Origin of the sequence: Croceimicrobium sp. (assembly GCF_965228705.1) — a bacterium.
Taxonomy (GTDB): Bacteria; Bacteroidota; Bacteroidia; order Flavobacteriales; family Schleiferiaceae; genus Croceimicrobium.
The window spans coordinates 88,567-102,612 of the sequence record NZ_OZ245832.1 but is presented as its reverse complement, the minus strand read 5'-3'; the positions used below and the strand labels follow the sequence as shown (position 1 = coordinate 102,612).

The window sequence follows — 14,046 nt, the reverse complement described above, 5'->3', positions numbered from 1 at the left end:
CCGATGAAATTTAGCTTCCAACTGGCATTGCTACTGTTTTGCCAATTTAGTTTTGCCCAAACCGTAATAAGTGTTGAAACTTATAACATGAATGGTCAAAAGGGCAGTATGGACATTGACTATGCCCAATTTTACAAGCCCCTTAGCAAAAGAGGAGACATCAGTCCTAGCCTGTTAATTGTAGAACCTGATCAAATTTTTGTCCCTCCCCACTTACAGGAAGAGTTTTATGCCTTTCTGGCCAAAGAACGTGAGCTGTGGAAATTCCGCTATCTCCGTAATAATGCAGATTCTTACAGCCCCAGCAACCCGGTCGATGCGATGGTTCGGCAAACTGAAGCTAATAACAAAGAGTCGGGAGATTATTTTATGATCGCCGCGCGACTTAAAGAAGGCTTGTCTCTAAAAATGAAACAGGCCTTTATTAACCCCTATGTTTATAGTCGATATATCCCCAATTTGAAGGAATATAGTTTGGGAGAACTCGCCGCCAGCCATTATACGCAATACGCTCTTTGCCTCGATAATATTAAAATGGATACCCTTAAGGTAGGGCAATATGTGGCGACTGCTGATTTGGTTGTTGCTGATAGCACTCACAAGGATAGCCTTTGTTATCAAACTAATATCAGCGCCAGCGGAGCAAGCCTCCCACAATGCATAGACAAGCTTTTAGAGCAAGCTCATGCTAAGATTTTGATCTTCGCGTCGAAGAATGCTGAATCTCGAAAGATCTGGAGCTTACAATCCCAGCGCAGCAATGCACTACAGAGCAATTTCCCTCAAGCTTTGAACAAGGATCAAATGAAGGTTTTGAAACGAGCTGATCGGGAGGACGAATTGTATTTTCATCAGTGGACCGACGAATCTCAAAGTCGGTTTATAGCTTTAGGAATGAGGGCCTATCAACCGGAAATTGAAGAATGTATTCCCAAAAACTTCTTCGAAAGGCCTTATCCGGAAATTGACCTTGATGAATTTAGCGATCCTTTACAAGCCCCTTATTACGGCTGGACCAGCATTGCCATGGAAGTAGATGGAGATTGGTATGTAACGGATACCTATGGTGAAACCATTCATGCCAACAGCATTGAAGCCGCTAAACAGCAGTTTCTAAAGAAAAGTCAAAAACTGGAGATGTTCGAAAATGGCAGCAGCACCTGGAAGGAAGACTTCTGGACCAGCGGCCCTTTTCAAATTATTGACTCCACCTACCTCTTTGAAACCATAGTTTCCAAGCACAAAGACAGCTCAAGTTTACTTTCCTATCAAAACAATTATTTACCCTTTATTGGGCTCCCTTTATTTGAAGCTCGGGGCCGCGAGTTTAAGGAACGGATGGGAAACATCTTGGAAAATCGTGAGTTTACGGAATTGTATTACGACAAAGTATTAAAGCGTTTGATCAAATCAGACGACTCCATATTGCTGGTCACTTATAGCTTTGGTAGTATCGGTGCTTTACACGACTTAAACCGTCGACACAATATCTTACCGGTAATGGTTCATTTACCCGGTGAAAGAGTAGTAGCAAGGTTCTATTATTGGGACCAAAGATTGGAAAGAGAACTTTATCACTGGCATCTTATCCCGGATATAGAATTAGTAAATGATGCTGATATTGCTAGCGCATTTGGAAGAGCAGTTACTACCCATATTAAAGAGGTATACCCATGGAATTTTGGCTTCCATTCGGTTAATGAACCCTGGTTTTGGGAAGGCAAGGTTCTAAAAAAGGATAAAGATGGTAACTACCTCTACCTCAAGAAAGTACTCTAATATCTAACAACGAAGCGATCTAAATTCTGGGAGCACAGCAACCCATTTGCTTCAACACAGAGGATCGCCTTCGTAAACTCAGGCTTCGAGAACTCAGAGGTGCACAGAGAATTAGTACTGCGGGAAATCTAACAGCGGAGCGATCTAAATTCTGGGAGCACAGCAACCCATTTGCTTCAACACGGAGGATCGCCTTCGTAAACTCAGGCTTCGAGAACTCAGAGGTACACAGAGAATTAGTACTGCGGTCTAAATCTAACAGCGTAGCGATCTAACATCTAACAGCGAAGCGGTCTACCCTCTAACAGCACCGCGATCTATATATAAAGATATATCCCCACAAAATGACAAATACTCCCCGCCAGCACCAGTAAGTGCCAAACACTGTGGGCGTATTTTAATTTGCGGAGGCTAAAGAAAACGGTGCCCAAGGTATAGGCAGCGCCGCCTGCTAAAATCCAAATGATCAATTCCCTTGGAGCCGACTCATACAAAGGCCTGAAGGCGAAAATGATTAACCAGCCCATAAGCAGGTAAATGGCCAAGGACAGCTTTTTGAAGCGCCCCAAAAAGAAAAGCTTATACACCAGTCCGATTATAGCCAGGGACCATACTGAGATGAGAATCACGCTACTCCACCAACCGGGCAAGGCAAAAAGGGCAATGGGAGTATAGGTCCCGGCAATGAAGAAATAAATGGAGGTATGATCTAGCAGATGCAATACATAACGTGTTTGATCATTAGCTCGATGAGACACATGGTAAATGGTAGAGGCGACATAGGTCCAGAGCATACTTAATCCATATACCAAAGCAGCCACCCAATAACTGGTAGTTCCACGATCGATAGCGTTCAGAACCAAAAGCACAATTCCGGCAATGGCAACGGGAATACCTATGCCATGGGTGATGCTGTTCCAAAGCTCTTCTTTGGGTGTACTTTTAGGAGTTGCGGGGCGGGGGCTCTTCATACTAACAAAACGAAATAGCGGCCAAATTGATTGGGTTTAGGCCACACTTTTTTTAATGGCTTCCCAATGATGACTAGTATGATAATGCATGAAGTAAAATAATTCGCGCATTAGTAATTTCCCCAAGAGCGGATGGGGCAAAAGCGTGCGGTCTAATTTCGCTTCTTTCACCTTCCCTAAATACTGTAAAAGTCGCTGTACCTCTTGATCATATTCTTTGAGAACTTCCTGTCGATTCAATTGACGGGAATCAGCGGCCTCATATTGTTTGGGAGCCTTGGCTTCAGCCCCTTGCAAACGCTCCTGATAGCGTTGCACTAAGCCATCATAAGTTCGAGCTTCCCGATTGGGTCTCCCAAAGGCCTGGCGCAATAAAAAACCAGGCTTACGAACCGCGGGGTTCACTACTTGAATAGACTTTAATAGGTGATCCATATTCTGTAAAGCCGACCATTTACCTTCTTTTTGCTGGTGAATTTGGTTTTCATTCAAATCACCTAAAAAGGCCATCAGAGCCTGATGCTGCGTACGAAGTTTATCGAGAATTTCCGCTCTGTTCATAGAAGCAAATCTTTGCTGAGCAAGGTAGAACTTTCATGGCATAAGCAGAGTAAAATCGCTACAGAGCTTATTGCCAGAATTTTCTAAATTGGGATCGTGAAAAAATGGCTGGCCATAGTGATGCTCTTTAGCCTATTCCTATCGATTACAGGAATAGATATTGGCGTGCATTCTTGTGGTGGTGAAATTCACTCTTTGGCTTTCTATCAAAAGGCTGAGGCCTGCGAGCATGTAAAGCCCAAAATCGAAGAGCCTAAAGATTGCTGCAGTGAAGAAGGTCATTGCAAACGAAAGGCAAAACCCTCGGAATCAAAAGAAGAAAAAGGCAAATGCTGCGATGATGAGCTCATCGACCTGGAGATTTTAGAAGTAGAGGTTATTCAAAGTTCTCAGGACTTCGTTTTTCAATCTGAACAAACAATTCATAGCAGCGATAGTTTCGAACTCTCCATTCCGCTTCATTCCCATCAGCAAAAAGACCCCCATTACTATCAATATAAGCCTCCCCTCATACGGGTGCAACATATCATTGATTACCAAGTGTTTTTGATTTAGACCGGGATATAAATAGATCAGGCTGCTGTGCCTGCAGATCATTTTATATCTATCATTTAATCAAAACACTATGAAAAAACAATTAAGCATTTTGTTATTCACCTGCTTGATGAGTCCTTTAGCTTGGGCTCAATCGGAGGTTCATTTTCAAATCAATCATAAATTAGGTAGCACTACCTACAGTCCCAGTCAAAGCGCTTCCAACAATTTGGGAGATCCTTTTAAAATCCAAAGATTGGACTATTACATTTCCGAAATCACCCTCTATCACGATGGCGGACAGGTAACGGATATTACCGATCATTACATTTTAGTGAAAGCTGCTCGCGATGGTATGCTAACAAGCGATGTTTTGGGTAATTACACCATCAGTCAATTGGATAGTGTACGTTTCGGAATTGGCGTAGATGGCAGTAAAAATCACTCTGACATATCAGCCTACGCTTCCAACCACCCTCTAGCCTTCCAAAGTCCTTCCATGCACTGGGGCTGGAGCGCCGGTTATCGTTTTGTAGCTATAGAAGGCTTGGGCGGTGCTTCCATGAATCAAGGCTGGCAATTACATGGGTTGGGTGATGCCAATTACGGCTATGCCACCGTGGTAACTTCAGGTACCTGGGATGGATCGAAATTAATCATCGCCATCGATGGAGATTATGAAATGGCTCTCAAGGATATTACTGTAAATGGAAGCTTGAACTATCATGGTTCTTCATCCCATGCCGTAAGCCTGCTCAATAATTTCAAGAATGAAGTATTTAGCGCTGGTGCGGCAAATGTAAGTCTGGAGGAAACCGAGTCGGTAAATTGGGCCGTTTATCCCAATCCCAGTAGCAGCGAATTTGCGGTAAGCCTGTCCCAGGCGGATGAAGCCGATCAGGTGGAAATTCGCGACCTCAGCGGTAAGCTTATCGAAACTCAAGCCTTTAATTATCAAAATGAGCTGAACTTAGAGCTAAACCTTCCGGGGGTTTACCTGATCAGCTTGATTAAAGATAATGCAGTGATAGCCAGCCAAAAGCTGATTATCCAATAGGATTAGATGACATTTAAATCTTATCTAAGCCCTGCGATTATCGTACTGGCCACCTTGTTGGGTTCCTGTAAAGACGACTCGGCAAATCCCGGAACTACGGCCACCTACGATGACACCCCCTATATTTTGGAGTATGGAGATTTAGACGCTCCTACCTCTTTAAATCCCGATAATCCTCTTACCGAACAAGGAGTTCAACTCGGTCGAATGCTGTTCTATGATACCCGCCTATCAAAGGATGGTAGTATGTCTTGTGCCAGCTGTCATCGCCAGGAACATGCCTTTACCGACACCGCCCGTTTTTCAATCGGGGTAGAAGGACTTCCCGGGAAACGTCAGGCCATGAGCGTGTTTAATACCGCCTGGCATCAAAATGAATTTTTCTGGGATGGACGTGCTCATTTATTACGAGATCAATCCTTGCTTCCTATTCAGGATCCCTTGGAAATGAATGAAAGCCTCGAAAATGTGATTAGTAAACTCAGCGCCAGCGAAGGCTATCGCAATCAGTTTATCCGGGCATTTGGCTCTAATGAGATTACTGAAGAGCGTATTTCCTGGGCCCTGGAGCAGTTTATGAATTCCATTGTTTCGCATAACAGCAAGTACGATCAATACCTGCGAGGTGAGGTCAGCTTTAGTGATAGCGAGGAACGCGGTCGGGAACTTTTCTTTGCCGAGTTTAACCCTGGCTTCCCAGCTACCTCAGGAGCGGATTGCGCACACTGCCATGCCGGACGAACTTTCGAGAATGACCTGTACATGAACAATGGTTTGGATGGCGATGGTAGCTTTATTGACAGTGGTCGTTATAAAGCCACTCAGGACCTGGCCGATTTAGGCAAGTTTAAAGTTACCTCCCTGCGCAATATTGAGCTTACCGCTCCCTATATGCACGATGGGCGCTTTGAAAGCCTTGAAGAGGTACTCGATCATTACAACAATGGACTGGAAGCCTCGGCTACCTTGGACCCAGCCCTGGAATACACCCGGGTTTCGGGAGGCTTGCAATTATCGGCACAGGATAAGGCTGATATTATCGCCTTCCTCAAAACCCTTACTGATCAGGATATGATTAGCGACCCACGTTACAGCAGTCCTTTCTAGTGCTTAAGTTAAAGCTAAATACCAGTCTTGTCTTTTTACTAGGAAGCCTCCTTCTTTTGGGGTCCTGCCGAAAAGCTCAAGAACAAAATTCGGAACCGGAGGGCTTTGTTTTACAGATCCCTCCGGGTTTTCCGGATATGGTCTTCCCCGAAGACAACCAATACAGCTATGCCCGCTGGCAATTGGGCAAAAAGCTTTTTTACGATCCGGTGCTTTCGCGTGATAGCAGCCTGAGTTGCGCCTCTTGCCATAAATTGGAATTGGCTTTCGCCGATGATCGAGCTTTTAGCCCCGGCATTCAAAATCGACCCGGAACCCGCAATGCCACCTCCCTTACTAATATTGGCTATCATCCTTATTTCCTGCGAGAAGGCAGTGTTCCTACCTTAGAAATGCAGGCCTTGGTTCCCGTTCAAGAGCATAATGAATTTGACCATTCCATGCCGGAAATTGCGGCCAAATTACAAGCCAATGCCCGCTACCGACAAATGAGTGAAGAAGCCTATGAGAGAGAGCCGGACCCCTGGGTAATCACCCGAGCCCTGGGCGTTTTCCAAAGGAGCCTTATCAGTGGCAACAGCCCCTACGATCGTTATCAGTACCAAGGGGAATCCCAAGCTTTAAATAAAGCCGAAATTCGCGGAATGGCCCTTTTCTTTTCTTCCCGCACCCAATGTGCCAGCTGCCATTCAGGCTTCAATTTCAGCAATTATGCTTTCGAGAATAATGGCCTCGATTCGGTCTATCAAGATCCCTTGCGCATGCGCCTCACCAATGACCCCGCCGATGAAGGTCGGGCCAAAGTACCTTCCTTGCGAAACCTGGCTTTTAGCGCTCCCTATATGCACGACGGACGCTTCCAAAACTTGGCGGAAGTAATTCAGCATTATCAAAAAGGCGGAGCCGGACATCCCAATCAATCCGAACTGATTCGCCCCTTTAGCCTCAGCGATCAAGAGCAAAGTGACCTGATTGCCTTCCTACTGGCTTTAAGCGACCCCATCTTCACTCAAAATCAAAGTTTCTCCGAAGCTGGCCGCTAAACCATTACTCTAAAACACTTCTATTCAAAACCTTAAGAGGTTCAGGATTAGCAATATTCTATTAGCTCTTCGCAATAGTCATTTTTTGATACGACTATTTCAAGCTCAAGAAATTTTAAGTCCTCGAAACCAATAATTTGATCTTTTTGCTTTTCAATATTTGATTTTCGAAACTTAGAATTCTCTAATTTTGCTATCATTCTAAAATTAATAGCAAGATGATTTCCGGTGCTTCCAAAACCATAGTTCACCTCGACCTGGATAGTTTCTTCGTTTCGGTAGAGCGCCTGCACAATAGTGCCTTAAATAATTTACCGGTATTGGTAGGCGGAACCAGCAGTCGTGGTGTAGTAGCTTCCTGCAGCTATGAAGCGCGACGCTTTGGTATTCACTCCGGTATGCCGATGCGCATGGCCATGCAGCTTTGCCCGGAAGCGATTGTGATTAAAGGAGATAGCAGTCGCTACAGTAAGTATTCGAATATCATTACCGAAATCATCAAAGAGGAGGTTCCGCTTTTTGAGAAAACCAGCATCGATGAGTTTTACGCCGACCTCAGTGGCATGGATCGCTTTTTTGGTTGCTATAAACTGGCTACAGAGATGCGGGATAAAATCATTCGCGAAACCGGCCTCCCCATTTCCTTTGGTCTTTCTACCAATAAAACGGTAGCAAAAGTGGCTACCGGAGAGGCCAAACCTAATAATCGCCTCGAAGTACCCCGCGGCACCGAGAAGCCTTTTTTAGCGCCCTTGCTGGTTCGGAAAATCCCCATGGTGGGCGACAAAACCGGGCTTTTGCTTAATCGCATGGGCATTCGTCATATTCACACCTTACAGCAAATGCCCCTTCCGGTGATGGAAAAGGCCATGGGCAAAAACGGCATCAGCCTCTGGCATAAAGCCAATGGGGTAGACCCCTCTCCCATTGTCCCCTATCAGGAACGCAAGTCTATCTCCCTCGAACGCACCTTCCAAAAAGATACCACCGACGTACTAAAGCTTGACACCCTTATTGTGGCTATGGCCGAAAGCCTGGCCTTCCAATTACGCCAGGGTAATAAGCTTACCGCCTGTATAACCGTAAAAATTCGCTATTCAGATTTCAATACCTATACCCTGCAAAAGCGCATTCCCTATACCAGCAACGATGATAAGCTAATCGACATCAGTAAGGAGCTTTTCAAGAAACTCTACGAAAGACGTTTATTGGTGCGCCTGATTGGCCTGAAGTTTAGTCATCTGGTAGGAGGTGGTCATCAAATTAATCTCTTTGAAGACAGTGCCGAGAAAATCCGCCTCTACCAGGCCATGGATCGCATGCGACAACGCTTTGGCTCCGATGCGGTAAAACGCGCCAAAACCCTCGAATCTAAAAGTCTGGATCGCGCCAATCCCTTTAACGGCATGGCTCCTGTAATTATGGCCCATCGCCGACAATAAGCTTCAAATCTATTACCCATGCTTAATCATCATAGTTATTACAGTTTCAAATATGGCGTGCTCTCTCCTGCCGAATGGGTAGAATGGGCTCGCGAGGAAGGCGAAGAAGTGCTGGCTTTAACCGACATCAACACCTCAGCGGCCTGTATAGAGTTTAGTCGACTGGCCCGCGAGGCCGGTATTAAAGCGGTAGCGGGAATCGACTTTTGTAAGGCTAGCGAAAGACAGTTTATCGCCCTGGCCCGAGATGAAGAAGCTTTCGCTGAGATGAACCACTACCTCTCCTCTCGCCTGCATCAAGATTTGGAAGCCGAAGCAGAGGCGCCCCTCGAAAAGGCCTATGTTATTTATCCCTTCGATCGGGCCCCCAAACGCAATCTTCGCGAAAATGAATACATCGGCCTGGAGCCTAAGGATCTCAACAAACTGCGCTTCTCCCCTCTAAAGAATCAAAGCAGCAAAATGGTGATCCTACACCCGAATAGCTTCCGCCATAAAGGCGATTACAATACCCATCGCCTCTTGCGTTCCATTGGCGAAAATTGCCTGCTTAGCAAGCTCCCCGTCGAAAAGCAAGCCCCCGCACAATGGGGTTTACTCAACTCACGTAAGTTAAAAGCCCTCTTTAGCGAGTACCCGGAAATCATCAGCAATAGCGAGCGAATTTTAGCCGATTGCAATTTGGATTTTGAGTTTAAAAACTATTCGAAAAGCCTTAACCGTATCCATTATACCGACAGCCTCACCGGCGATCGCGAGATTATCCGCTCCCTATGTTATAATGGTCTCGAATACCGCTACCCCAATGCCGATCCTGAGGTGCATCAACGCCTGGAAAAAGAATTGGATGTAATCGAAAAGCGAGGCTATTACAGCTACTTCCTCATTAACTGGGACATTGTAAACTATGCCCGTCGTAAAAACTACTTTTATGTAGGTCGGGGCAGTGGCGCCAACAGCCTGGTAGCCTATCTCCTGCGTATTACTGATGTAGACCCTATTGAGCTCGATCTCTACTTTGAGCGCTTCATCAACCTTTCGCGGCGTCAACCCCCAGATTTCGATGTAGATTTCTCCTGGCGTGATCGAGCCGATGTTACCCGCTATATTTTTGAGCGCTTCCCCAAAGCCAGCCTCCTGGGTTCCTATACCACCTTTAAGTACCGCGCCATAGCACGAGAACTGGGCAAGGTATTAGGCCTGCCCGGCAGAGATATTGATGAACTTAGTCGCGCACGACGCCAGGGAGGCAAAGACTGGGACGATATGCAAAAGCTGGTACTCCGCTACGGTAAGCGCATCGAAGATTTCCCCAACCATCTTACCGTACACGCCAGTGGCATCCTCATCCCGGAAAAAGATATTTCCTATTATGGCAGCACCTTTTTACCGCCCAAGGGCTTCCCCACCACGCATTTCGATATGTATACCGCCGAGGATATTGGCCTGCATAAATTCGATATTCTAGGGCAGCGGGGATTGGCTAAAATCAAAGAGGCGGTTCAATTAGTAAAGCAAAATCGACCCGAAGCTAAGGAGCTGGACATCCATCAGGTGCAAAACTTTTACAAGGATCCCAAGATTAAAGACATGCTACGCGAAGGTCAGACCATGGCCTGCTTTTATGTAGAATCGCCAGCCATGCGGGCTTTATTGCGAAAATTACGCGCCGACACCTATTTAGGCCTGGTCGCTGCCAGCTCTATTATTCGCCCGGGGGTTTCGGCCAGTGGCATGATGGCCGAATACATCCGTCGCTACCGGGAACCCGAAAGACGACAGTATATCCATCCTAAGATTGGTGAGATACTGGAAGAAACTTATGGGGTGATGGTTTACCAGGAAGATGTATTAAAGGTTGCCCACTTCTTTGCCGGCCTCAGTTTGGAAGAAGCCGATGTACTGCGACGAGGTATGAGTTGGAAGTTCCGAGAGCGCAATGAATTTGACACTATTAAGGACAAGTTTTTCCAAAACTGTGCAGAAAGAGGCTATAGTGAAGCGGTGAGTACCGAGGTGTGGCGGCAAATTGAAAGCTTTGGAAATTATGCCTTTGCCAAAGGCCATTCGGCCAGCTATGCCGTGGAGAGCTATCAAAGTCTTTACCTGAAAGCTTATTATCCACTCGAATACCTGCTGGCCACCATCAATAATGGCGGGGGCTTTTATTCGGTAGAAACCTACCTCAACGAAGCTCGTCTCGCCGGAGGTATTGTAGAAGCGCCCTGTATCAATCGCTCCGAAATGGAGGCGGTGCTGATCCATCCTCAAATTTTCTTGGGCCTGCAAATGCTTAAGGAATTGGAAGAAAAAACAGCCGTGAACATCCTGCGGGAACGGCATACAAATGGCCCTTTCGAAAACCTGAATGAGTTTTTAGAGCGGGTAGAAATTTCGCTGGAGCAATGCATTCTTCTTATTCGCATCAATGCATTTCGGGCAATGGAAATTGATAAAAAGAAACTGCTTTGGGAAGCGCATTTTATTTTGGGCAATGCTAAAAAATCGGCGCCCGTAAATGAGCTCTTCCGGAATACCCGCGAAAAATTGGTGCTCCCCGAATTGGAAAGTGGCGAGCATGAACAGGCCGTGGATGAGATTGAACTCCTGGGCTTTCCGCTAAGTTCCCCCTTTCAACTGGTCCCCGAATTACCGGAAGGCTGTATTGCCGCTCAGGATATTGCGCAACATATTGGCGAGGAAATACGACTCTGTGGCTATTTAATTCACGTAAAAAATGTGACCACTCGCGGACAGCAAGCTCGCCATATGATGTTTGGCACCTTCCTCGATCAGGCGGGGCACTTTATTGATACCGTTCACTTTCCGCCAGTCGCCGAGCGCTATCCTTTTCAAGGGAAAGGCATTTACCTGATTCGTGGGATTGTAATCGAAGAATACGATTTTGTAAGTGTAGAAGCCAAGTACATTGAGCGCCTGCCCTATGTGAATTTTGAGCATGCATAGGGAAAGATATCCATAGCATAAATGAATAATATCGCTTTACTAAAGCCTCTTCTCTATTTTCGCAGCTCCACTTGAAAACACATTTTGAAAAAACTAGTTTCTACCTCCATCGGCCGCCTGCGTTTAGTTTCCATTATTGAAGGAATATCACTCATTCTGCTGGTGCTTATAGGCGTACCCCTAAAATATTATTTTGATAATCCCACTTGGGTAAAAAGCATCGGCCCTGTGCACGGCGGCCTTTTCATCCTTTTTGTTTTGCTGGCGCTGATGGTAGCCAGCAGTCAAAAATGGAAGTTTAAAACCACCGCTCTGGTAATTCTGATAGCGAGCTTTATTCCCTTTGGCTGCTTTTATGTGGATGCCAAGATTTTAAAGCCCATGGAAGGCCAGGTTTAAAGAAGCTAAATCCTTAGCTTTATTCCATGTGTTACGACTCCCTATCTCTAACCAAAAGGGCCTTGGATTATGCCCAACGGATTGGTTACAGCGACGAAACTATTCAGGAATTAGAGGAGCATTTTTTACGTATTCGCGAAACTCAGGGGCCGGTATTTCATGCCAGTGGATATTCTCATCCGACTTTCCCTATTGTAAGCGATGCCCAAAAATTAGCAGTGGAGCCTCATCTTTGGGGATTAATTCCCTCTTGGGTAAAAGATAAAGAGCAAGCCACCAGAATTTGGAATAATACTATCAATGCCCGCAGCGAAAGCTTATTGGAAAAACCCTCCTTTCGGGGCGCTGTAAAAAAAGGACGCTGTCTGGTGGTTACGGATGGCTTTTTTGAGCATCATCACAAAGCTGGGAAAAGCATTCCTTACCTCATCCGTCATCGCGATGAAGGCCCCATGATTTTAGCCGGTTTAAAAGAAGAATGGACCGATCCTGAAAGTCAGAAAATCTGGCGCAGTTTCACCATAGTAACCACAACCGCCAATAAGCTTTTGAGTCAAATTCAGAATAAGCCTAAACTCAACCAATCACGAATGCCTGTCATCTTAGATCGCGAAGCACAGCAATTATGGCTGGAAGACTGGCAAGAACAAAATCCAGAAGAACGCATCCACTACCTCTGCAAAGCCTATCCGGATGATGACCTAAAGGCGCATACTGTTCAAGCTCTGCGGGGCAAAAAAGCCCTGGGAAATGTAGCCGAGACTTTGGATGAAGTGACTTATCCTGAATTAGTGGAGGATGACGCGAACGATACTGGTCAAATGGAGTTATTTTAAAAAATCCCTATATGAATTCATTAGAAGGCAAAGTAGCCTTTATTACCGGCGGCAACAAAGGCATTGGCTTTGGAATTGCCCAGGCCCTATTAGAGCAGGGCATGAAAGTAGCCATCAGCTCCCGCAATCTCGAAACTGCCCAATCGGCTGCTCAGGAACTGGAAGACAGCACCGGAGGCAAGGTGCTTCCTTTAGCCGTTAATGTGCGCGAATACGATCATTTGGAAAGTGCCTGTGGAAATATCATTGCCAAATTTGGCCGTTTAGACGTTTTGGTTGCCAATGCCGGAATCGGTCATTTTGCCCCTATTGACGAGATGGAACCGGCTAAATGGGAAGAGCTGATCGACACCAATGTAAACGGTGTTTTTTACAGTATCAAAGCTTGTGTAGATGCTCTTAAGAAAACCAAGGGTTACATCTTTACCATTAGCAGTCTGGCGGGCACAAATTTCTTCCCCACGGCCAGCGCCTATAATGCGAGTAAGTTTGCCCTTACCGGGATGACGCAATCTATAATGTTAGACCTGCGTAAATATGATATTCGAGTAAGCACCATTATGCCTGGCTCGGTAAGCAGTCACTTTAATGGCCACACTCCAACGGCGGAAGATGCCTGGAAAATTCAGCCTGAAGATATCGGCGAATTGCTGGTAGACTTATTAAAGATCAATCCCCGAACTCTGCCCAGCAAGGTAGAAGTTCGACCTAGCCGACCTCCCGGCGCCTAGTAAATCTTAGGATTATAATTCTCAGGAAACTTTGGACCTATATCGCGGTATTGTGCCTCGATATGGGCCATATCTTGATCAAAATCACCACTGGGCCAAAACACCCCTCTGATGCCAGCTTCTTTTTTGGCATAGTCCAGATAACCCAGACTAATAGGCACCTTAGCTTCGATGGCAATGCGGTAAAAACCGGTCCGCCATTTATCTACTTTTTTACGGGTTCCTTCCGCGGGCACTAAGACTACCATTTTACGCTCCTTCAACAAACGGATAGCATAATCCGTGAGGTTACCGTGCTTCTTCTGGTTTACACCAATGGCACCCGTCCAACGAAAAAACCATCCGTGTAAACCGCGGGTATAAGCGTTTTTTATGAAGTACTTCAGATCGATCCCCATCATCCAGAAAGCGGCCAGGGCAAAGGGAAAGTCCCAATTGGAAGTATGGGGAGCCGCTACCATTACAGAATGTTTGATTTCATCGGTAATATTGGCTTTCAACTTCCAGCCGGCCAGGTAAAAGAAGAATTTTCCGAGGGCGCGTTTCATAAGTGCAAATTAGAACATTTTAAAAATGCGTTCTTCAATCTTGCTACTTGAAATTCAATTCCAACTTAAAC

Annotated in this window: 13 protein-coding genes; 10 read left to right on the top strand and 3 right to left on the bottom strand. The window is 45.8% G+C overall.

Going from position 1 to position 14,046, the window contains the following annotated elements:
• Positions 1 to 3 precede the first annotated feature (3 nt).
• Positions 4 to 1,779 (top strand): hypothetical protein, encoded by a 1,776-nt coding sequence (locus ACO05P_RS00390; RefSeq protein WP_421752806.1) that lies wholly within the window; start codon positions 4 to 6, stop codon positions 1,777 to 1,779.
• 317 nt (positions 1,780 to 2,096) lie between these two features.
• Here ACO05P_RS00390 and trhA read toward each other — a convergent pair whose 3' ends face one another.
• Entirely contained in the window at positions 2,097 to 2,750 is a 654-nt protein-coding gene (gene trhA / locus ACO05P_RS00385) for a PAQR family membrane homeostasis protein TrhA (protein WP_421752805.1), read from the bottom strand.
• A gap of 36 nt (positions 2,751 to 2,786) precedes the next feature.
• Positions 2,787 to 3,311 (bottom strand): DinB family protein, encoded by a 525-nt coding sequence (locus ACO05P_RS00380; RefSeq protein WP_421752804.1) that lies wholly within the window; start codon positions 3,309 to 3,311, stop codon positions 2,787 to 2,789.
• 96 nt (positions 3,312 to 3,407) lie between these two features.
• Here ACO05P_RS00380 and ACO05P_RS00375 point away from each other — a divergent pair, with 96 nt between their 5' ends.
• The 9 genes from ACO05P_RS00375 to ACO05P_RS00335 all read left to right on the top strand — a co-directional run bounded on the left by ACO05P_RS00375 (position 3,408) and on the right by ACO05P_RS00335 (position 13,427).
• On the top strand, positions 3,408 to 3,866 hold the full coding sequence (locus ACO05P_RS00375; RefSeq protein WP_421752803.1) for an HYC_CC_PP family protein: 459 nt from the start codon (positions 3,408 to 3,410) through the stop codon (positions 3,864 to 3,866).
• Between the two features lie 70 nt (positions 3,867 to 3,936).
• Positions 3,937 to 4,902, top strand: a complete 966-nt coding sequence (locus ACO05P_RS00370) for an MbnP family protein (protein ID WP_421752802.1) — start codon at positions 3,937 to 3,939, stop codon at positions 4,900 to 4,902.
• Positions 4,903 to 4,908: 6 nt separating this feature from the next.
• A complete protein-coding gene (locus tag ACO05P_RS00365) occupies positions 4,909 to 6,009 on the top strand; it encodes a cytochrome-c peroxidase (RefSeq protein WP_421752801.1) in 1,101 nt (366 codons plus the stop codon).
• Entirely contained in the window at positions 6,009 to 7,052 is a 1,044-nt protein-coding gene (locus ACO05P_RS00360; RefSeq protein WP_421752800.1) for a cytochrome-c peroxidase, read from the top strand. Before ACO05P_RS00365 ends, ACO05P_RS00360 begins: the two co-directional genes overlap by 1 nt.
• A gap of 218 nt (positions 7,053 to 7,270) precedes the next feature.
• Entirely contained in the window at positions 7,271 to 8,494 is a 1,224-nt protein-coding gene (dinB, locus tag ACO05P_RS00355; RefSeq protein ID WP_421752799.1) for a DNA polymerase IV, read from the top strand.
• A gap of 18 nt (positions 8,495 to 8,512) precedes the next feature.
• The gene (locus ACO05P_RS00350; RefSeq protein WP_421752798.1) at positions 8,513 to 11,461 is read left to right on the top strand and encodes a DNA polymerase III subunit alpha; all 2,949 of its coding nucleotides are present in this window, start codon (positions 8,513 to 8,515) and stop codon (positions 11,459 to 11,461) included.
• 84 nt (positions 11,462 to 11,545) lie between these two features.
• On the top strand, positions 11,546 to 11,860 hold the full coding sequence (locus ACO05P_RS00345; RefSeq protein WP_421752797.1) for a DUF3817 domain-containing protein: 315 nt from the start codon (positions 11,546 to 11,548) through the stop codon (positions 11,858 to 11,860).
• 26 nt (positions 11,861 to 11,886) lie between these two features.
• Positions 11,887 to 12,696, top strand: a complete 810-nt coding sequence (locus ACO05P_RS00340; RefSeq protein WP_421752796.1) for an SOS response-associated peptidase — start codon at positions 11,887 to 11,889, stop codon at positions 12,694 to 12,696.
• An 11-nt stretch (positions 12,697 to 12,707) separates the two neighbouring features.
• Positions 12,708 to 13,427, top strand: coding sequence for an SDR family oxidoreductase (locus tag ACO05P_RS00335; RefSeq protein ID WP_421752795.1), 720 nt, complete (start codon positions 12,708 to 12,710; stop codon positions 13,425 to 13,427).
• Here the strand turns inward: ACO05P_RS00335 and ACO05P_RS00330 are convergent.
• Entirely contained in the window at positions 13,424 to 13,975 is a 552-nt protein-coding gene (locus ACO05P_RS00330) for a 1-acyl-sn-glycerol-3-phosphate acyltransferase (RefSeq protein ID WP_421752794.1), read from the bottom strand. The genes ACO05P_RS00335 and ACO05P_RS00330 overlap by 4 nt on opposite strands.
• Positions 13,976 to 14,046: the final 71 nt, after the last annotated feature.

Coding starts and splice junctions, on each gene's coding strand:
- ACO05P_RS00365 (WP_421752801.1), top strand. CDS start 4,909: ATGACATTTAAATCTTATCTAAGCCCTGCGATTATCGTACTGGCCACC.
- ACO05P_RS00330 (WP_421752794.1), bottom strand. CDS start 13,975: ATGAAACGCGCCCTCGGAAAATTCTTCTTTTACCTGGCCGGCTGGAAG.
- ACO05P_RS00370 (WP_421752802.1), top strand. CDS start 3,937: ATGAAAAAACAATTAAGCATTTTGTTATTCACCTGCTTGATGAGTCCT.
- ACO05P_RS00380 (WP_421752804.1), bottom strand. CDS start 3,311: ATGAACAGAGCGGAAATTCTCGATAAACTTCGTACGCAGCATCAGGCT.
- ACO05P_RS00350 (WP_421752798.1), top strand. CDS start 8,513: ATGCTTAATCATCATAGTTATTACAGTTTCAAATATGGCGTGCTCTCT.
- dinB (WP_421752799.1), top strand. CDS start 7,271: ATGATTTCCGGTGCTTCCAAAACCATAGTTCACCTCGACCTGGATAGT.
- ACO05P_RS00335 (WP_421752795.1), top strand. CDS start 12,708: ATGAATTCATTAGAAGGCAAAGTAGCCTTTATTACCGGCGGCAACAAA.
- ACO05P_RS00390 (WP_421752806.1), top strand. CDS start 4: ATGAAATTTAGCTTCCAACTGGCATTGCTACTGTTTTGCCAATTTAGT.
- ACO05P_RS00340 (WP_421752796.1), top strand. CDS start 11,887: ATGTGTTACGACTCCCTATCTCTAACCAAAAGGGCCTTGGATTATGCC.
- trhA (WP_421752805.1), bottom strand. CDS start 2,750: ATGAAGAGCCCCCGCCCCGCAACTCCTAAAAGTACACCCAAAGAAGAG.